The organism is Vibrio sp. 10N.261.51.A3 (assembly GCF_041471965.1).
GTDB classification, from domain to species: Bacteria; Pseudomonadota; Gammaproteobacteria; order Enterobacterales; family Vibrionaceae; genus Vibrio; species Vibrio crassostreae_C.
This window is the reverse complement of record NZ_JBFRPK010000038.1, coordinates 14772-35489: the sequence shown is the minus strand read 5'-3', so window position 1 is coordinate 35489 and position 20718 is coordinate 14772. Positions and strand designations below refer to the sequence as shown.

Sequence of the window (20718 nt, the reverse complement as noted above, 5' to 3'; positions counted from 1 at the left end):
TAACATGACCAAAAAATCCATATTTACACTACCTAAACTTAAAGGTGCCGGTGACAAAAAGCACATCGGTAACCTAGTCGGTTCGTCTCTCGCTCTTGCCATTGCCAAACTCGCAGAGCAACACAACAGCCATACAGTACTAGCAGTGCCAGACCCACAAGTCGCTCTTAAGCTGCAATCTGAAATTGAACAGTTTACGGCACATGAAGTCGCATTATTCCCTGACTGGGAAACGCTGCCATACGATAGCTTCTCGCCGCACCAAGAGATCATCTCAGATCGTATCGCACGCCTTTACGCACTGCCAACACTAAAAGATGGCATCACGATCGTTCCGATCAGCACGTTATTGCAACGCCAGTCACCGCGAGACTTTTTGCTACAACACACGTTAATGGTGAAAACGGGCGATCTCTACTCGCTTGAGAAACTGCGCCTACAGCTTGAAAAGTCAGGCTATCGTTACGTTGATCAAGTGTTTGGCCCCGGTGAATACGCAAGTCGTGGTTCTATTCTCGATCTGTTCCCAATGGGCAGTAAAGACCCGTATCGAATCGATTTTTTCGATGACGAAATCGACACTATTCGTACTTTCGATCCTGAAAACCAGCGTTCTATCGAAGACATCTCTGAGATCCGCCTGCTGCCTGCTCACGAATTCCCAACCTCGGAAACGGCGATTGAAGATTTCCGTATTCGTTGGCGCCAACAGTTTGATGCGCGCCGCGAACCAGAATCGGTTTATATGCAGGTTTCTAAGGGTACTTGGCCTGCTGGTATCGAGTACTGGCAACCGCTGTTCTTCGATCACACAGAAACCTTGTTTGATTACGTTGCCGATGAAGCGCAACTGCTGATTCTAGGTGATGTCGAGACTGCAGTAGACTCATTCCTAACGGACGTTGCTCATCGATACGAACAGCGCGGTGTTGACCCATTACGGCCACTTCTCACGCCTGAACAACTGTGGCTGAAGAAAGACGAGCTGTTTGCTCACTTCAAACAGAAGCCACAAGTCAATCTGAGCTTAGATTCAATTGAAGAGAAAGCTGGACGTACCAACCTTCCGGTTGTGTCTCTTCCTGATCTCAGTGTTCAGCATCAGAATAAAGAACCACTCGCAAACCTAAGAAAGTTCACTGAAGCCTTCGAAGGAAAAGTGGTCTTTTCGGTTGAATCAGAAGGTCGTCGTGAAGCGCTGAGTGAACTGCTTCGTGGTATTAAAGTACGACCAAGCGAAGTTGAAAACCTCGATGCCTCAATTAAAGGCAAAGACAAGTTCAGCCTCATCCTTGGCTCTGCTGAACACGGTTTTATCCATGAAGAGCAAAACATCGCCCTTATCTGTGAAAGCGACCTGTTGGGTGATCGCGTTGTTCAGCGCCGTAAGAAAGACAAAAAAAGTGTTAACAGCGACACTGTCATTCGTCACTTAGCCGAACTTAAACCGGGTCAACCTGTTGTTCATATTGACCACGGTATTGGTCGTTACATCGGCCTGCAAACACTTGAAGCGGGTGGTATGAAAACAGAATACGTAACGCTTGAGTATCAAAATGATGCCAAGCTCTACGTACCTGTTGCTTCTCTGAACTTAATCGGGCGCTACTCTGGCGGCGCTGAAGATTCTGCACCACTGCATAAACTCGGTGGTGAGGCGTGGCAAAAAGCGCGTAAGCGTGCCGCTGAAAAAGTACGTGACGTTGCTGCAGAGCTGCTGGATGTTTACGCCAAGCGTGAGCTTAAACCTGGCTATAAATTTGTTTTAGATCGCGGGCAATACGCAACCTTCAAATCTGGCTTCCCATTTGAAGAAACCGATGACCAAGCGATGGCAATCAATGCGGTGATGTCTGACATGTGCCAAGCAAAAGCCATGGACCGCTTAGTGTGTGGTGATGTTGGTTTTGGTAAAACAGAAGTCGCAATGCGCGCAGCATTCGTTTGTACGGATAACAGTAAACAAGTGGCGGTGTTAGTTCCTACTACCCTACTTGCTCAGCAACACTTCGAGAACTTCCGTGACCGTTTCGCCAACTTGCCGATTCGTGTTGAGGTTCTATCCCGATTCAAATCAGCTAAAGAGCAGAAGTTGATCATGCAAGATGTCGCCGACGGTAAGGTCGATATCTTAGTGGGTACTCACAAGCTACTTTCCAGTGATATTAAGTTTAAAGACCTTGGCTTGCTGGTTGTCGATGAAGAACACCGATTTGGTGTGCGTCAGAAAGAGAAAGTGAAAGCGATGCGTGCGGATGTCGATATTCTAACGCTTACTGCGACACCGATCCCGCGAACGCTGAACATGGCAATGAGTGGCATGCGTGACCTTTCGATCATCGCTACACCACCCGCACGACGCTTGGCAATTAAAACCTTCGTTCGCGAGAGTGATGATGCCATCGTCAGAGAAGCGGTGCTGCGTGAAATCATGCGTGGTGGCCAGGTTTACTTCCTACACAACCAAGTCGACACGATTGAGAAAACAGCAGAGTCATTGCAAAAGCTGATTCCAGAGGCGCGCGTGACTGTAGCTCATGGCCAGATGCGAGAGCGCGAACTGGAACGCATCATGAATGATTTCTACCACCAGCGCTTCAACTTACTGGTGTGTACAACCATCATTGAAACCGGTATCGACGTACCAACGGCAAATACCATCTTGATGGACAGAGCCGATAACCTTGGTTTAGCACAGCTGCACCAATTACGTGGTCGTGTAGGTCGTTCGCACCACCAAGCTTATGCTTACTTGTTAACGCCACACCCTAAAGCAATGACCAAAGATGCGATCAAGCGATTGGATGCGATTGCTTCGCTCGAAGACTTGGGCGCAGGCTTTACCTTAGCAACTCACGATTTAGAGATTCGTGGTGCGGGTGAGCTGTTAGGTGATGAACAGAGTGGTCAAATCCAGTCAGTTGGTTTCACCTTGTACATGGAGATGCTTGAACAAGCGGTTGAAGCATTGAAGGAAGGTCGAGAGCCATCGCTTGATGACCTACTGCGTGAACAAACTGAAATTGAGATGCGTTTGCCAGCACTATTACCAGATGACTACATCCCAGACATCAATACACGTTTGTCTACCTATAAGCGTATTGCGAGTGTGAGTGACTCCGACGAATTGGCAGAGTTGAAAGTCGAGCTGATTGATCGCTTCGGCCTTCTGCCTGATGCAACCAAGAACTTGTTATCAGTTTCTGAGCTAAAATTAGCCGCAGCGTCTATCAAAGCGAAGAAAATTGAAGCCCACGATAAGGGTGGATTCTTAGAATTCTACCCGGATGCTGACATAAACCCGACCTACCTTGTTAAACTGTTGCAATCTCAACCGCAAAAGTTTTCAATGGAAGGACCAACAAAGTTCAAGTTTACGATACCATTGATCGACAGACGGAAACGAATTCAATTTGTTAGTGATTTATTGGGCGAATTCAGACAAAACTTGCTGCCTTCAGCATAAGACCCAATCCACTTGCACATATAAATTATCCAGCCGGTAGTTCGGCTGGAAGACGGAGTAAAAATGAAAAGACTGATCCCACTGCTACTATTGTTCGTCTCACTGCCAAGTTTGGCACAGAGACAATTTGATATAGAAGTGATCATTTTTAAGCGCGCTGTTGATGCAGAGAAGGTGAACGAATCTTGGCCAAATACACAGCCTAAGATTTCACTTGAACGCGTTGGTTCATTTCAAGATACCCAATACCGAGCAAAGAAAGGCGTTCAAATGCTACCTTACTCGGAATACAAGTTAACGCCTCAGAAAGACAAGCTACGTAAACACGCTGGCTTTGAAGTTCTGATGCATACCGCTTGGCGTCAAGGCGACCAAGGTAAGAGCTCGGCACCTGTTTTCCATATTCAAGCAGGTAAAGATTTCTCTAAACAGTTTAATGCTGATGGCTCTGAAAAAGGCGCAATCACTGCAGGCAGCGCTGATGGGTTCCAAGAAGAGACCATTGATAAGCCACTCTACGAATTAGACGGCAAGCTGCAAATCTACGTTCAGCACTACCTATACGCTGAAACGACATTAGATTTAAAAGCGCCAAGCGTTCGTGAAGTGACTCTACAAGAGCAACAAATTGAGCTAGATTCACCAGTAAGTGGCGCAGAAAGCAACGTCCAGGTGGGCAATCTAACTGAAATTTCTCCGACGGTTGAAGTCCAAGAGTTCCTTAAGAGCTACCGCATGGACCAAAAACGTCGTATGCGCAGTACAGAAACTCATTACCTTGACCACCCACTTCTTGGAATGGTGATTCAAGTTAGACGTGTAGCGCAGTAAATTACTTGCCGATTCGGCTATAATTATATAAATAATTCAATCCGCCCTCCTAGTGAGGGCGTTTTATTAAGTGCTATCTATCTTTATTCTGTACTGACTCTCTTTGCTCAGTACTTACACGTTACTTGGTACGCTCTATGAGCCCTGAATTTCAGATCAACACACAAAATCTTAGCCTTAAAATCATTGAGGCCTCAGATGCTCAAGAATTTTCTCAGCTGGTTAAGTCCTCCCCTAGCTTGCTGCCATGGGTCGACTGGTGTCATAAAGAGTTTTCTATCGTCGAGGCCGAGAAATTTATTCTGGCAACTCGCCTGAACTGGGTGAAAGCCGATGCGTTTGGCTTTGGCATCTTTGAACGAAAAAGCGATAAGTTAGTCGGTATGGTTGCCATTAATGAGCTTTACCACACCTTTAATATGGCGAGTTTAGGTTATTGGGTCGGTGATGACTTTCAAAGGAGAGGGATCGCCAAAGAAGCGATGTTCGCCCTATTTGAATTTTGTTTCGCGCAACTCAAGTTAACGCGTTTGGAGATTGTCTGCGATACCGAGAACCTACCCAGCCAAAAGTTGATCGAGAAGTGTGGCGCTGAGCGAGAAACCATTGCCCAGAATCGATTTCTGTTTAACGGTAAGCCGAAAGATGGCGTGGTTTATTCTGTGCTACCTCCAACGTCTTAACAGCAGAAATGAGTTCAACACCTGCGATAATCCATAATCGACACGATCAAAAAAGAGCTCCGAAGAGCTCTTTTTTATTATCAGCGTAATGCTCTGAGAAGGCTTACCTGATTAGTGAAGCTTTAGGTTTGGACGAAGTACACGGTTAATACGACCAACCAGCATCATCAGTGATGTTTTGATTAAGCCGTGAAGCGCCATCTGGTGCATGCGGTACAAAGAGATGTAAACCACACGAGCAATACGACCTTCGACCATCATCGAGCCTTTCGTCAGGTTACCCATCAAACTACCTACCGTAGAGAAACGGCTAAGTGAAACTAGCGAGCCTTTGTCTTTGTAGATGTAGTCTTTCAGGTCACGACCGTTCAACTTAGCAATGATGTTGCTGAATGCACAGCTTGCCATTTGGTGAGCCGCTTGTGCACGTGGCGGAACGAATGAACCGTCTGCTTGTGTACATTGCGCCAAGTCACCGATTGCAAAGATGTTGTCATCCAGTGTTGTTTGCAGCGTGTTCTTCACAACCAACTGGTTGATACGGTTGGTTTCAAGACCACCGATATCTTTCATGAAATCTGGTGCTTTGATACCTGCTGCCCATACCATGATTTGAGCTGGTATCTTGTCACCATCTTTGGTTGTTAGGCCGTCAGAATCCGCCTGAGTCACCATCGTATTCGTACGAACGTTCACACCAAGCTTGGTTAGCTCAGAGTGTGCTGCACTTGAAATACGAGGAGGTAGAGCTGGAAGAATACGCTCACCCGCTTCAACTAGGTTTACGTTCAGCTTGCTTGAATCTAGGTCGCCGAAGCCGTAAGTACGAAGTTCTTTAACGGCGTTGTGTAGCTCTGCAGAAAGCTCTACACCAGTTGCACCAGCACCAACAATCGCGATGTCTACCGTGCCTTGACCGTTCTTAGCGTGAAGCTTTAAGAACTGATTGTTCATTTCTGTACGGAAACGGTGTGCTTGCTCTGGGCTATCAAGGAAAATACAGTTGTCACGAACGCCTGGAGTGTTGAAGTCGTTTGACGTTGAGCCTAGCGCCATCACTAGAATATCGTATTCAAGTTCACGGCTTGGCATCAGCAGTTCACCGTGCTCGTCTGTAAGCTCGCTTAGTGCAATCACTTTACGCTCACGATCGATGTCGTTCAGGCTGCCCATTTGGAAATCGAAGTAATGGTTTTTTGCGTGCGCACGGTAGCTTAACGCATCAACACCCTCGTCCAATGAACCCGTTGCTACTTCATGAAGTAATGGTTTCCATAGGTGGCTTGCTTTACGGTCTACCAGAGTAATCTGGGCACGTTTCTTACGACCTAAAGTGCGGCCTAGCTTAGTGGCTAGTTCTAAACCACCAGCACCGCCGCCTACTACGATAATTTTTGTCACAATGACAATCCTCTACAAAATGAATAAATGGGGTTCGGCTCGATTACTCCAACCGATAAATTCTATGTATCTACTCGGCCTTGAATGCGAAGGCTGTTACAAATTGGGTTACCGCGAAAAAGAATAACGACAGCTCACCGAGTAGTTAGAGGGGTTACAAACAACAAATAATGGTTTGTTGCTTTGCTCACGTGGATATAAAAGGTGACTACCTGAGAGGCAGAACACAAATTATGGGCAAGTTTTTTCACTCGCTCTCAATTTTTTTTGATATTTGTCAAAATATTTTGCTTGGGAACATTATATATAGCAAAAAGATGACCGCAACAAAAAAATCCTTACCCTCAATGAGGATTCGCGACTAATTAGTTAACGTTTGAGCAAACTGATCTATAAATGCACAAACCGACCGATAAAACATATACAACTACTTTATCAATACCAATCTCTAAGATTCAGATGTGAAAAAGCAGCACTCATTGAGCACTGCTTTTATAAAACATCTGGATTGATTAAGCGTTTTTGAACGCTTTCATTGCTTGAAGATGTTGAGAGATCTTTTTGAATTTATGACTCTCTTTCTCATCCCAGATTACATCGTAGTAATCTTCTAGCGCGGCAGCTGTTTTGGTATTGTCGTGAATTTCATCTTCACGAGAAAGCACCACTAAACAGCGTCCTTTGTTTTTCATACGGTACTGAGCAACACATTTAGTTGCGATGTCTTCGTACTCTTCTGGACGGTCAATTCGACCTACCATGTTGTTCTCAGGGTGCAGATTAGGGTTGAACACCACCTGCTTAATCCCACATAAGAAACCAATACGCTCAGACCAAAAACCACCTAAACCTACACCACAAATAATGGGATGCGGATCATCGGATTGCTCTATCACCTTATGCACTTCTTTTAGCAGATGCTGCATATCGTGTTTTGGATGCAAAGTACTGTAGTTGATGAAACGAACGTCATCATCAATGAATTGCAACTGCAGTATTTTTTCGTGATTGCCCGGGCTTGTTGAGTCGAAGCCATGTAGATAGATAATCATTGTACCTCCCCCGTTGAATATTGGTACGTTTTGATCAATCTAACACGAAAAACAAGGTTTTAAAGGTAACAGCTGAGAAATTATATTTTTCACTTCCTAAACGTGATCCTAGCTACATAAAGTGTGACTCAGAGCCTCCGCTTCACGTAGATAACTTTCATCGCCCCAAAGCTGATGAGCAAGTAAATACCATAGCATCGCCATCATCTGGCTTCTTGGTAACCATGCTTCTACACCATCAAGCCAAGGCTGAACATCATGGATTCCTCGCAGCTGACAGTACTTCTCAACCGCTTCTGTGACTGGCGCGCCAGCAACCGCAATGGTTAATGTTAAATCGAGCCTAGGGTCTGCGAGCGCAGCGTATTCCCAATCAATAATCTTAATGCAGTCACTGTTTCTCACTAGGTTATAACCACCTAAGTCAAAATGGCACAAAGACAGGTCAACATTGGTAATACTCGGAGCCACGCGCCACTCTTGATAAATCTTAGTGCAGGCTTCGGTCTTATGAATCGCATCAAGCTGCAGCCAGTAATGGTCGACTCGCGCCGTGAAACTGAATGGTTGCAGTGGTAATCGCGCAGTATTAACCAGATGAACAGAGGTCAGCGTTTTCAACAGGTCATCGAGTTCTAGATCTTCGTAAAGTGTCTCACCCGCAATCCACTCAACCAGTAACCCCTGCTCATTCACTACCATTGGGCTTGGCCCGATACCGAGTCGCTCAATGGCAGACAGCACTTGGTACTCTTCATGGCGAGAAATGAAGAACGCTTTGGTGATAGGTGTGGTTGGCCGCCAAACATACGCAGTACCATCGGCATCGACCAACTTCCAACATCGATTGGTCAAACCGCCTGTTAATGTCTGTGCTCTAACTGGAGGCTCAGAAAAGTAACCGTCAAGCGAACTCAAACTGGTATCAAGAAGCTTAGCCTCAGACCAAGAAAAAATTGCCATATTTACTCCCTATAAACGTCTTAACTGCCCTATAAACGTCTTCATTCCCTACAAAAAAGACACTGACCAAAAGCCAGTGTCTCTTCATAAACAGCACATCATGCACTGCATTGGCGTGTGACCAAGCTATACGCTGTCAAGATTAAGCGCCGCCAATACTAGACATTGTCAAATCCGGCTGCGCATAGTTGGCAAGTAAGCGAAATTAAAGGCCTAGTAGGCTCTTAGATTGTTGCTTACGGATTTCAGTCTCGTCAGCCCATTCAATCAAGCCAGACTCAAGATCCATTAGACGCATCGTCATTTTGTAGTATACGTCTTCATCGCTACCCGCTTTCTTAACGATGCTTGATAGGTTGCCGTACAGCATGTACTGAGCACCAACCATTTTACCGAATTGAATCGCTGAACTTTGGTTTACAAGCTCATCGTTGTTTTGGAAGTTCAATTGGTCACGAACAGACTCTACACGGTCCATATCAACGAAACGGAACTTACCAGAGTTCAGCATCTTAGTACTGATAGTGTCAGTGATTGACTCAGTATCGATGTGCTCACTTGTTTTGTTCTTGATTCGCTCTACAAACACGATTGGACGCTGTTCACGAGTAATGTAAGACACAGAACCAGACGCCATCATGCTATCGACCATTTCACCCGCAATCGTTTGAAGGTCAGTTGAACCGAAATCGATTGTCGTGGTTTCTACTGCTTGTGCATCACCGTAGCTTACCTTGTTTGAACAACCGCCTAAAATAACCGCTAAACCTAGTAGCGCAATGACACTCTTTTTCATTTTGTTTCCTCAACTTATCACTGAGCGGGGTTACCCACACTCTTAAATTCTTGTATTTACGAATCATGAGACCCGTTTAATCTAACTTACTGCTCTCGGAACTGGACTCTGAACTGAGTCGCTTTCGGGTTTACCGACACTTCCGACAACGAAATACTTTCAAAACCACGAACAATCGCTTGCTTCCAAGGACCTTGTTTAAGGTTGACCTCAAGCCCGGCATCGTCGTACCAGTAAAAACGATAAAGAATATGTTGATCGCCTTTATAGTTACTGTTTAAACGAACGATTCCTCGCGTATGACCGTCGACCAGATCGGTGCGAATATCTTCAACCTGTAAACGGCTGCCCAATACCTTGTCACCAAAGAAAACGTTCTGAGTCAGACTATCGACCCTTACGCCAGCTGTATTATCAGCACAACCAGCCAGAGCCATAACCGCTGCTAAGCTCACTAACCACTTTTTCATTACAGCCTCCCTAGCTGTTTATGCCACATTGTTGCATTGTTTCCTTGTCGAGAAATCCACACCAAGGTGGTCTGCCCTTCTCGAATATCAAAGTCGTACGTTTTAGCGCCCGCTTCCAACGTATATTGACCGCTATTTGCTACAAACGTACTGCTCTTAATCTCTGCAGGTAATGATTGCCAACTGCGAGTGTCTGGTTGCTCTGTCAGTGTGTTCCACACGTTGAACAGAATATTACCGACATCATCGCCTTTGGTTGCTTCTTTTCGAATGCGATCTTTCGCGACTACACGTAGCGCTTGGCGAATAACAATGCTAGTCATACGTTCCGATAGATCGTTCTGCGCCATCGCGTTTACATCAGTGATCAAATGTTCTTGTAGCGGCTGTCCGCTGATTCGCAAGGCAGAAAAACGCTCTACGTTTTGACTTGGGTAATATGGCAGCGCAAGAGAGTATATTGCCCCCTGATCGCGACTGTCATAAACAGGCAAATCCAGTCGCCAACTGTCCATAGCTTGCACAGCGCTCTGCTCTTGAAGAACAATCACTCGCCCTTCACCTGCACTAAGTTTAGAAGATTGCTTATAGCGTTTTTCTAATGTTGCTAAATCTTGTCGCAACCCTAAACGAGCGGCTGTTGCCATGGTTCTATCGATGATTTCTTGGTTATCTGGCATCACAGCCAAAGCACGACGATAGTCAACGTAGGCGCTGTTTAAATCATTTGACGCTTCATAAAGCAGACCAGACAAGAACATCAGATACGCATTCTGTACTGACTGCAGTTTCTTACCCGCATCAGGGTAATTGGCAAGGATGCTACCCACATTGGCAGACAAGCCTTGCTTCTTCGCATCGCTGGCTGCTTTGTCTAACTCAGCCTCGCGTTGCTTCTTCGCTTGTTCTTGAACTTGGTTGGCGCGACGCATTTCGATCACCGCACCTTCTAAATCGTTTTTCTTGAGGTAATTTAAACCGAGATACAGATGAAGAAAGCCCAACTCGTAATCGGCTGGCACATACTCGGTAATATTGTCATTCACAGCCAACGCACCCACACTGGTTGCACTGTCTGAGATTGAGATCACGGCTTTGCGTTGCTGCTCAGTAACCGCCTGATCAGCCACTTCAAACGAAGTCTTACTCTCAGGGTATTTTTGATCCAGCAGATTAATTCTGCCTCTTTCAAAGTTATCAAGGATGTCACCTGCCGCGTAATCTGGTAGCTCTTGCTGAGCCTCTGAATAATCTCCAGATTTAACGGCTTGGTAGATCGCTTTGTTTTGTGCGCTGTAATGACTGAACAGGCTTCCTGCAGACATACTCGCACAACCTACGGTCAACGCCGATAACAGGGCAATGGAAGCGAATCTAAACTGTTGCTTCACTTATCGTCTCCGTGCATGTTTAAAATGCCAACTTTATTAGGGTCTGCTGACCTTTAATGGTCTCATTATCAAAACGAAACGCGTTGTAAAAAGGATCTCAAGCCAGTTGAAACCCTACTTATTTAGCCTCTGCCTAAGCGATGCCGACATTCAGACAACAGATAGAACTTAAAGTTGGCATACAAACTACAAATTTTCCAACTAACTACTTGTGTTAACCCACTAATGAGCGCGTTTAAACTAGCTCATTAGCTTTCATTAACTCGTTAGCTTTTCATTAGCTCATTAACTTTTTATTAGCTCATTAATAGGGGGCCAAGTGGACGGCCGCCAACCAAGTGCATGTGAATATGATAAACCTCTTGGCCACCGTGAGAGTTACAGTTCACGATAAGACGATAGCCATCTTCTGCAATGCCCTCTTCTTTTGCTAACTTGCGAGCAACAGTAAACATGCGCCCCATCATCGCTTCATCTTGGACTTCAACATCGTTAGTTGTCGGAATCAGCTTGTTTGGGATGATTAGGATATGGCTTGGCGCGCGAGGGTTAATATCGCGAAATGCGGTTACTAAATCGTCTTGGTATAGTAGATCTGCTGGGATTTCTTTGTTGATGATCTTAGTAAAAATGGTTTCTTCAGCCATGTTTCTCTCCGATAAAACATTTATTTTTTAATGCTTTGAGTATGCGCTATGCCGCATCAAACCACAATAAATCTGCTTTAAAGCATAATAAAAAACACCGTTCAAATCAAAGAAAACGAGCCTTAGCTCTCAAGAATGGCATGTTGGTTATAACTGAGCGCTATTTTTGACGTGTGCGTCATAAAATGCGTAAGCCGAGCTCAATAGAATGCTGATAATTTTGTTAGTTTTACTTTGACCTGACATTAGGTCTGCATTTTTATTTAGGGAGAAAGCCATGAAGGGATCTGTGATCAAGCGTATGTACGCTGGTTTCGCACTGATCATCATCATGTTCGCAGTCACGATAACCATCATGATGAACAGCATGAATCAGATACACAGCAATTTTGAGAGTGTCTCAGAAACCTCATTACCACTTGTCGCGCTTTCAAATCAAACGAGTGTTCAATTGCTTTCTGCTGATAAGTCATTCAAAGATTTCTTAACCACACAAAACGCTGAACGCATGTCTGCAATGCGTACAGAATTTGCTGCATCACAAAACTCGTTTTCAGAAGTTCTCGGTAGTTTAGAAGCGGCAAGCCAAAACAATGCTTCACTTGTTGAACGTATCGCGCAATTAAGAGCAATGGAAGAACGCTACTTCGCCGAAGCTGACGAAGCGATGAACAACTACGTCGCGATGTTCGAAGCACAAGAACAAGTACAAAAAGCGTCTCGTGACTTCCAACGCTTACATTCAGAATTAACCGTTGGTATGAAAGAGTACGTTGCCGACCAAAAAAGCATCTCTGTAAAAGTGATGGCAAAGAGCTACTTCATCAAACTGCAAGACGCAGAAGTTATTACCTCTGATGCACTTGCTAGCTCTGATGTTGCCTTCGTTCAAAAAGCCCTTAACCAAAACAAAAAGGCCGTTACTCATCTTAACTACGCTTATCGAGGTCTATCAACACAACTACCAGCACTTAAAAATGTCTTCGATGAGTCGGTTCAGAAGTTCACCAAAGACGTTGGTCAGAAAGGTGGCGTACTAGACAAACACAATAACTACCTACAAGCCAAACAAGCGTTGTACGTGAACATCGCTAACCTAGCTCTAGAAGTTGACCAAGCGATGGCTGTTTTGGACTCATTCAACGTGACCGCTGAAGAGCAACTTAACTCATCACTCGCTGACGCAAGCAGCATCTACGACAAAGGCCTATTCAACGCGATTGCCATTGGCATTGTTGTGACTGTGTTCGCTGCTGCGATTGGTTACCACATTGCACACAGCGTACGAGAGCCATTAACTCGCATCCTCGGTACATTAGAAGGTCTAACTGAAGGTGATATGACTCAGCGTATCGATATTCGCTACGACAACGAATTCAGCCGCGTGAGCCGTCACATCAACACCTTGGCTGACAACCTGCACAATATCCTTGTGAAGTTGAATGATGCTTCAGATGACTTAACTAAGACTGCAAGCGTCAACCAGAAGACGTCATCTGAAACGCAGGCTCAATTGAACAGCCAACGTGAGCAAACCGCGACTGTTGCGACCGCAATGACAGAGATGTCTCATTCTGTACAAGAAGTGGCGAACAGCGCGCAAAGCTCACTCACCATGGTTCAACAAGTAGAATCGGCTTCTGAGTCTGGTCGTCAGATCATGAACACCAACATCAGCACCATTAATCAGCTTGAAGTTCGCCTTACTGAATCAGTGGGCGCTGTAGGCGAGCTACAACAGATGAGTAGCCAGATTGGTTCAATCCTTGACGTTATTCGTGGTATTGCTGAACAGACCAACCTACTTGCACTTAATGCGGCAATCGAAGCAGCGCGTGCAGGTGAACAAGGTCGTGGTTTTGCAGTCGTTGCCGATGAAGTACGAGTGCTAGCACAGAAGACCACTCAATCAACCTCTGAAATCGAGACTATGATCAGCAATCTGCAATCAAGCTCGAAAACGGCAAGCAACGTTATTGAAAGCTGTATGAGCGATATGGACATGTCGGTTCAACAAGCTTCAAGTGCAAACAGTGCGATGGAAGAGATCCAAGCCTTGATTCTAGAGATCAGCCACATGAGTACACACATCTCTCAAGCAGCCGCTGAGCAGAGTGAAACGTCTGGTGATATTGCACGCAACATCGAAGACATCAACCATATCGCAGATAAGAGTTACCAAGCGATGTCTTCAATTGCAGAAGCCAGCCAAAACCTAACAATTTTGGCGAATCAGCAAGGTGATTTAGTACATCAATTCAAACTATAGATAAATGAAGAATCGATAGATATTTAGTGAGATTGTTGAGACTTCTTACCCAATAGTGGTAACTAATTGAGCTAGGGCAACTTTTATCAAGGGTTGCCCTTGTTTTTTATGAGCTTTGTCATTATATGATTATTAAGGCTTGCTGCTTCCCGTTTTTTCTTTCACCTTTATGAGCGAGCCGCTATTAAGGAATTTATATGGCTGTTCATGTTGGCATTATCGATCAAGACCCCATTCGCTTGCTCACCCCATTACTTGATAACCGAACGGTCAGCACCCACATCGTGTTTATCGGCGACAAGAATCAAGTCAGTATGTACAAACGTTTAGACAGCGTTTTGCATAAGCGCGACATTACGAGTGAGTTTTTCGAAATTCCGACCATCGTAAATACGTCCGTCATTAAAGAATCTATCCAAACCCTTGCCGAAGACCTCAAAGCACGCGGTCAAGAAGTGAAGCTCAACGCAAGTTGTGGCCTTCGTCACCGCCTACTTTCTGTGTACGAAGTATTCCGTACTTACCACTGGCCAATCTTCGTGGTTGAACCAAACAGTGACAAGCTGTGTTGGTTGTACCCAAATGGTAAAGAAGATGCACAAGTTCAAGACCGCATCACCATCGACGACTACCTGACTGTGTTCGGTGCTCGCGGTGAATTCAGCGATGTTCAGCTGTCTCCGCAACTGGATCAGAAACTTTATGAACTGGGTGAACGTTGGGCAAGTAACGCACTCGAACTAGGCCCTGGCCTTGCGACATTGAACTACCTAGCAACGACCTGCCGTAAAGAACAAAAACTTGATGTAGGTCTATCTGAGAAGCAACAAGGCTATCGCGAGCTCAACATGCTGTTGAGCGATTTGGTTGAAGCTAAAATTGCGACTTACGACAATGGTATTTTGACCTTTGCCAACGAAGACGCGCGCCGCTTCTCAAACGGTGAATGGCTTGAAACATTGGTTCACAGCACAGTTAAGCAGATCCAAGATGACATGCCGACCATTCAAGACCGTTCTTTGAATGTTCAGGTATACCGTCAACTGGGTGAACGTGAGGTTCGTAACGAGCTTGATGTTGCCTCTGTGGTGAACAATAAGCTGCACATCATCGAATGTAAGACCAAAGGCATGCGTGATGATGGTGATGACACCTTGTACAAACTGGAATCGCTTAGAGACCTGCTAGGTGGCCTACAAGCACGTGCAATGTTAGTGAGCTTCCGCCCTCTTCGCCATAACGACATCACACGAGCTGAAGATCTTGGCCTTGCATTGATTGGCCCTGACGAATTGAAAGATCTTAAAACACACCTAACGGCATGGTTTACAGCTGCGGGTGGCAGTGAAGATCTAGAGTGCTAAAAACCAATAAGCTCATGAGAGCTCAATGCTCTTAAGCAGATTGTTAAAAAGGCGAATGACGATTAAATCACTCGCCTTTTTTGTTGTCTGTTTTCTCTATTGTTCACTTTAAGACAACACAAAAAAATGGCCGCATCTTTCGATGCGACCATTTTCAAAATTTAGTGTCACTTGAAGACTTAATGCTCTCTAAAACTCAGAGCACTTTAAGACTTAAAGCATTTTACGAGCAGCTTCTACAACCACTTTGATTGAACGTGCTTCCGTTACTTTTAGAGTGTCGTGATCAGGCGTCTCTTTTTGAGTACGGTTGATGATTACACCAGCAACACAACCTGCTTTCAGACCAGAACTTGCACACATTGTTAGTAGTGTTGCAGATTCCATCTCGAAGTTTAGAACGCCCATGTCTTGCCATTCTTGCATAGAACCTTGGAAACGCTTAACAACGCGACCAGAGAACGTGTCGTAACGCTCTTGACCTGGGTAGAACGTATCACTTGAAGCCGTTACGCCCATGTGAACTGCTGCGCCTGATTCTTCAACTGCCGCTTTCATTGCTGTAGCAACTTCAAAGTCAGCCACTGCTGGGAACTCCATTGGAGCAAAGTGCAGGCTAGCGCCATCTAGACGAACAGAACCTGTAGAAACAATCATGTCACCCACGTTTACGTGAGGTTGGATAGCACCAGTCGTACCAACACGTAGGAAAGTGCGAACACCAAGTTGAGCAAGCTCTTCAACTGCGATAGAAGTCGATGGACCACCAATACCTGTTGAACATACAACAACTGGTTTGCCGTCTAGCTCTGCGCGGTAAAGCGTGTATTCACGGTGACTAGCAAGGAATACTGGGTTCTCCATCTCTTCTGCAATTTTTTGCACACGAGCAGGATCACCTGGGATGATCGCAAGAGTAGCACCGTTAAGATCTGCTTCAGTAACACCTAAGTGGAAAACAGCTTGAGACATAGTTCGCTCCTTTTGGCTTATTGGGCTTTTTACCCTTATTTAAGCTCATAGTAAATTCGTGGGGTACGAACACACTCTAACCAAGCTCATTACAAAATGAAGTGACACATGTCACATGAATGATCGCAACAAGAATTCAAGTTTCACAAAAAACCGATTGGCATCACAAAAATAAGCAATCCGTACGCCGGTGTTGCATACTAATGAGACAAAAAGCGCCTTTAACGTATTACCGCTAAAGGCGCTTTTAAATTAAGAATGCTCTATGTCGGTGAGCTCGATTTAGTCCGCTTTAGATTTAAATCGAAGCAGCCGCAATGCGTTCAATGTCACCAATGCAGTTGCACCACTATCCGCTAAAACTGCCACCCACAGACCGGTAATACCTAGCAAGCTTGTCACCAAGAATACGCCCTTCAAACCAAGCGCAAGGGCTACGTTTTGACGGATGTTGTTCATGGTCGCTTGCGACAGTTCAATCATCGCTGGCAGCTCAGTTAAACGGTTATGAGTCAGTGCTGAATCCGCCGTTTCCAAAGCGACATCCGTACCACCACCCATTGCGATGCCGACATTCGCCGTTTTCATTGCTGGTGCATCGTTAATGCCATCACCGACCATCGCCACGTGCGACTGTTGAGATAACTCCTCAACGTAAGATACCTTGTCGCTTGGCAATAGGCTTGCCTTGTACTGCATACCAATCTTGCTACTGATCGCTGCTGCACTGCGCGGATTATCGCCGGTCAGCATGATAGATTGAATACCCAAGTCATTAAGTCGTTCAATCGCAAGCTTAGCGTCACTGCGTAACGTATCTTGCCAAGCAATCAGACCAATCACAGTCGTAGTTTGCTCTGTTGACTCTTCTTGATCTTTAACCTCAAGAGCAACCACAACCGTCTTGCCCTCGCCTTCTAATGCTTCTACTTGAGAAACCACATCGGCACCAAGTTCGAACGTGACTTTAGACGGTGACAAAACCTGATACTTAACACCATCAACATCACCTTCAACACCACTACCAATCAACGCTTTCTTGTTGTGTGATTCAGGAATCTCAATATTCAGGTCTTTTACTTTAGCGACAAGTGACTGCGCCAACGGGTGAGTAGAGCCAACTTCAATTGCCCCAACCACACGCAGCATCTCGTCTTGTTGCCAACCCGATAGAGGTTGAATATCCGTAACCTGAGGCTTACCTTCGGTCAGTGTGCCTGTCTTATCAAAAGCGATGGTTTGGATTTTGCCAAGCTGCTCTAGCGCTGCGCCGCCTTTAATGAGCGCGCCACGTTTCGCAGCTGCTGCTAAACCAGAGGTAATCGCTGCAGGAGTCGAGATCACCAAGGCACACGGACAAGCAATCAACAATAGCGCTAGGCCACGGTATACCCATGTTTCCCATGGCTGCGCAAACAACAATGGTGGTGTGATGATGACTAACAGAGCCACTACCATCATTAACGGTGTGTACCAACGGCTGAACTTATCGAGGAACCGCTCTAATGGTGCTTTACGTGATTCTGCTTCTTCAATCAGATGAAGAATACGATCGATCGCGTTCTCACCCTGTTTTGAAGTGATGGTGATACGAACCACTTTATCGACCACCACAGCGCCTGCCATGATGCTGTTACCTTCGATGTGTTCAACGGGAACAGATTCACCGGTTAACGCACTTTCATCAAAGCTCGCGGCATCAGTCATCAGTTGACCATCAGCAGGCAAGCGAGAACCCGCTGCCACTTCAATGACATCACCAGGAACAAGCTCGCTTACCGCCACTTCAACACGTTCACCGTTGATAATTTTGGTCGCGTTCTCTGGTACTAATGTCATTAAAGCTTGAACGCCACTTCTTGCTCTTGATGACGCAAACGCTTCTAGGCGCTCACCAATCAAGAATAACAGCAACACCATCGCCGCTTCCGCGGTTTCACCAAGATACAAAGCACCGAGCGCAGCGACACTCATTAAGGTTTCGATGGCAAAAGGCGTACCCGAGCGCGCCAATTGCACGGCTTTCTTAGCTACCGGGTATAAACCGAGTAAACAGGTGACAGTGAATAAGCCTTCACTTAATTGAGGAGAAGTACTTTTCAGAAGCGCAGCGAACAGCATTGCAGCTGCAATCGCTATGATCTGTAAGTTGGGTTGGATATGAGCTTGCCAAAAGGTCTCTGGTTGTTGTTTTTCTTTCTTAGAACCCACTTCCGTTAATGGGAAGCCAGTTTTGATAGAGACTTGTTCAATGGTGTCAGCAAGACTTTCATTATCAAATTTCACAACCAGTTTTTCGGTAGCAAAGAGAACCTTCGCTTGAATAACACCGTCAATATTGCTGATCGCGTTTTCTATTTTTCTTGCACAAGCTGGGCAGTCCATTCCGGCAACCAGCCAACTTTTCGAAAATTGGGCGTCGAGAGATAAGGTTGAGGGCTGACTGTCTTCTTCTCCACTGTCCGACGAACTACAACAATCGTCTCCAGACGATGACGGTGCAGCAGAAGAGCTACAACAACCAGATGAAGTACCTGCTGCTGTGATGCTTGAAATTTTAGGGCTAGAGCAACTTGCTCCTGCCGCTTGAGGTTGAACGTCCACTTTTGCTGAGCGGCACGCTGCATGTTTTGCGCACATAATGTATCTCCTTAATACTCAAAAGCCTTGAGGTTGTTACTAACTTACGAGCAACAGAACCTTAAGTTCATCAAAAGTATAAACCTTGGAGGCTACTCCAAGGTCAAGAAGAAGTTTTCAAGAAAACAAAAATATTATGTCCGCGCCGATGACTTACTGAGATTTAAGCTCCGCACACTCCTCACGGTTCGCCGATACATCATCAATAAGCACCGCATCGTGTGAACAGAATGGCTGAGTGTTCAAGCTGACAATCGACACATCATCTTCCACTGGATCAACTTGAGATCCTTGCATCAGTTCAGCGATATGATGTCGAAGCACCAAGATACCTAAAATTCCGAACAAAACATTACCCAAAGCTTGACCATAGAGAACACCCAAAGCGCCATACCATTGCGAACCTAGATATACGAACGGCAGAGTACCTAACGTCGCTTTACCCAAATTCAATGCTGTCGAGTAAAGCGGTTTACCTAGGTTGTTGAAAGACGTGTTGGCAACAAATAGTGCACCGTTAAAGGTGAAGGTTAACGCCACATAGGTACAGAAAGCCGCCACAATGATTGCTGCATCACCTTGTAAGCTAAAGCCTTGAATGACATAACCTTGAACGAAGTACAACAGAATACAAACAGCGATGGTGTATGCCGTAGTAACCAGCAATGAGTTATTGAGTGTTTCTTTTACTCGGTCCATGCGTTCAGCACCAAAGTTCTGACCAATGATTGGCCCCACAGCGCCAGACAAGGCAAAGATAACCGCAAAACAAACTGGCGTCAGACGACCTATCACGGCAAAGCCCGCGACAAAATCCTCACCATATTGTGCGATACCCGTTGTTACAATCGCATTACCGATAGGCGTTGCGGTATTGGTGATAATCGCAGGCAGCGCAATCGCCAATATTGGTCGAATATTAATGCGCCATTGCACAAAAGAAGGCGGAGCTACCAGCTGATGGCTGCGAATAAGAGGATAAAGCGAAAAGAATAGCACCGAGAAACGAGCGACAACCGAAGCGATAGCCGCCCCTTCGATGTTCCAACCAAAACCAAAAATAAACAGAGGATCGAGAATCGCGTTAACAATGCCGCCAGACAAAGTTGCCCACATCGAACGCTTAGCATCACCTGCCGCTCTTAAGCCCGCACCCGCTGCCATCGCTAACGCCAAAAATGGACCACTAGGTAGCAAAATCTGTAGGTAAGCTTGAGCGCGTTCGGCTGCAATGCCTTTGGCGCCTATCGCGGCTAGCAGCTCTGGAATATAAGCGAACATGATTGCAGTTATGGTTGAACTGATAACAAACGCAGTCAGCATGATACTGGTGCTTAGGTTTCGAGCGTGCTCTTGATTCTTGGAGCCGATGGCTTTGGACACTAATGCGCCCATGGCAATGGAAGTACCGATAGAAACGGAGGTAGAAAAGAAAGTCAGCGTACCTGCAAAGCCTACCGCAGCAGCCAATTCAACCTGTCCGAGCATACTGATAAACAGCATGTCGAGCAGATCGACCACAAATAACGCCATCAAACCGACAGAGCCAGCCCCCGACATCACCAATATGTGGCGCATCGTTGAACCTTCAACAAACTTTGCCGTTTGATTTGACATGAAACCTCCAAAAGTTGGAATACCCAAGAGCTAAAGCCTAATCAGCTGTTCAACTGTTCAACTGGCTAGGGATCCAAAAAGAAAGGATCGACCAAGAAAAGCGCTATACAGAAAAAAGGCGCTAGTGCGCCTTTTTTCAATTGAGAGTATTGAGAA

The 20718-nt window shown here is 45.6% G+C and carries 15 protein-coding genes; 5 read left to right on the top strand and 10 right to left on the bottom strand.

Annotated features, from left to right (window positions below; translation table 11 throughout):
- Positions 1-4: 4 nt before the first annotated feature.
- The 3 genes from mfd to AB4371_RS10690 all read left to right on the top strand — a co-directional run bounded on the left by mfd (position 5) and on the right by AB4371_RS10690 (position 4980).
- Positions 5-3466 carry a transcription-repair coupling factor gene (gene mfd, locus AB4371_RS10700; RefSeq protein WP_372149683.1) on the top strand — a complete coding sequence of 1154 codons (3462 nt, stop codon included), beginning with the start codon at positions 5-7 and terminating at the stop codon, positions 3464-3466.
- Positions 3467-3529: 63 nt separating this feature from the next.
- Entirely contained in the window at positions 3530-4297 is a 768-nt protein-coding gene (locus tag AB4371_RS10695) for a peptidoglycan binding protein CsiV (protein WP_017065298.1), read from the top strand.
- A 137-nt stretch (positions 4298-4434) separates the two neighbouring features.
- On the top strand, positions 4435-4980 hold the full coding sequence (locus tag AB4371_RS10690; protein ID WP_017060225.1) for a GNAT family N-acetyltransferase: 546 nt from the start codon (positions 4435-4437) through the stop codon (positions 4978-4980).
- A 111-nt stretch (positions 4981-5091) separates the two neighbouring features.
- Here the strand turns inward: AB4371_RS10690 and AB4371_RS10685 are convergent, their stop codons facing one another.
- From AB4371_RS10685 to hinT, 7 genes are all read right to left on the bottom strand, one after another.
- Entirely contained in the window at positions 5092-6381 is a 1290-nt protein-coding gene (locus AB4371_RS10685) for an NAD(P)/FAD-dependent oxidoreductase (protein ID WP_009847154.1), read from the bottom strand.
- A 512-nt stretch (positions 6382-6893) separates the two neighbouring features.
- A complete protein-coding gene (gene ycfP / locus AB4371_RS10680) occupies positions 6894-7433 on the bottom strand; it encodes an alpha/beta hydrolase YcfP (protein ID WP_009847155.1) in 540 nt (179 codons plus the stop codon).
- Positions 7434-7541: 108 nt separating this feature from the next.
- On the bottom strand, positions 7542-8396 hold the full coding sequence (locus AB4371_RS10675) for a phosphotransferase (protein ID WP_372083358.1): 855 nt from the start codon (positions 8394-8396) through the stop codon (positions 7542-7544).
- A gap of 205 nt (positions 8397-8601) precedes the next feature.
- Positions 8602-9192, bottom strand: a complete 591-nt coding sequence (gene lpoB, locus AB4371_RS10670; protein ID WP_017060223.1) for a penicillin-binding protein activator LpoB — start codon at positions 9190-9192, stop codon at positions 8602-8604.
- 86 nt (positions 9193-9278) lie between these two features.
- Entirely contained in the window at positions 9279-9662 is a 384-nt protein-coding gene (locus tag AB4371_RS10665) for a YcfL family protein (RefSeq protein WP_017060222.1), read from the bottom strand.
- Positions 9662-11053, bottom strand: a complete 1392-nt coding sequence (locus tag AB4371_RS10660; protein ID WP_372149680.1) for a COG3014 family protein — start codon at positions 11051-11053, stop codon at positions 9662-9664. Before AB4371_RS10660 ends, AB4371_RS10665 begins: the two co-directional genes overlap by 1 nt.
- 296 nt (positions 11054-11349) lie before the next feature.
- Positions 11350-11700 carry a purine nucleoside phosphoramidase gene (gene hinT / locus AB4371_RS10655; protein WP_017060220.1) on the bottom strand — a complete coding sequence of 117 codons (351 nt, stop codon included), beginning with the start codon at positions 11698-11700 and terminating at the stop codon, positions 11350-11352.
- 277 nt (positions 11701-11977) lie between these two features.
- On the opposite strand from hinT, the gene AB4371_RS10650 reads away from it, so the two are divergent.
- A complete protein-coding gene (locus tag AB4371_RS10650; protein WP_017068093.1) occupies positions 11978-13969 on the top strand; it encodes a methyl-accepting chemotaxis protein in 1992 nt (663 codons plus the stop codon).
- Positions 13970-14166: 197 nt separating this feature from the next.
- The gene (locus tag AB4371_RS10645; RefSeq protein WP_017060218.1) at positions 14167-15333 is read left to right on the top strand and encodes a DUF1887 family protein; all 1167 of its coding nucleotides are present in this window, start codon (positions 14167-14169) and stop codon (positions 15331-15333) included.
- Between the two features lie 213 nt (positions 15334-15546).
- Here AB4371_RS10645 and udp read toward each other — a convergent pair whose 3' ends face one another.
- The 3 genes from udp to AB4371_RS10630 form a co-directional block, all read right to left on the bottom strand.
- The gene (gene udp, locus AB4371_RS10640; protein WP_017632176.1) at positions 15547-16305 is read right to left on the bottom strand and encodes a uridine phosphorylase; all 759 of its coding nucleotides are present in this window, start codon (positions 16303-16305) and stop codon (positions 15547-15549) included.
- A gap of 282 nt (positions 16306-16587) precedes the next feature.
- Positions 16588-18945 (bottom strand): zinc/cadmium/mercury/lead-transporting ATPase, encoded by a 2358-nt coding sequence (locus AB4371_RS10635; protein WP_372149677.1) that lies wholly within the window; start codon positions 18943-18945, stop codon positions 16588-16590.
- Between the two features lie 153 nt (positions 18946-19098).
- Positions 19099-20562 carry an MATE family efflux transporter gene (locus AB4371_RS10630; RefSeq protein WP_017065289.1) on the bottom strand — a complete coding sequence of 488 codons (1464 nt, stop codon included), beginning with the start codon at positions 20560-20562 and terminating at the stop codon, positions 19099-19101.
- Between the last annotated feature and the right edge of the window lie 156 nt (positions 20563-20718).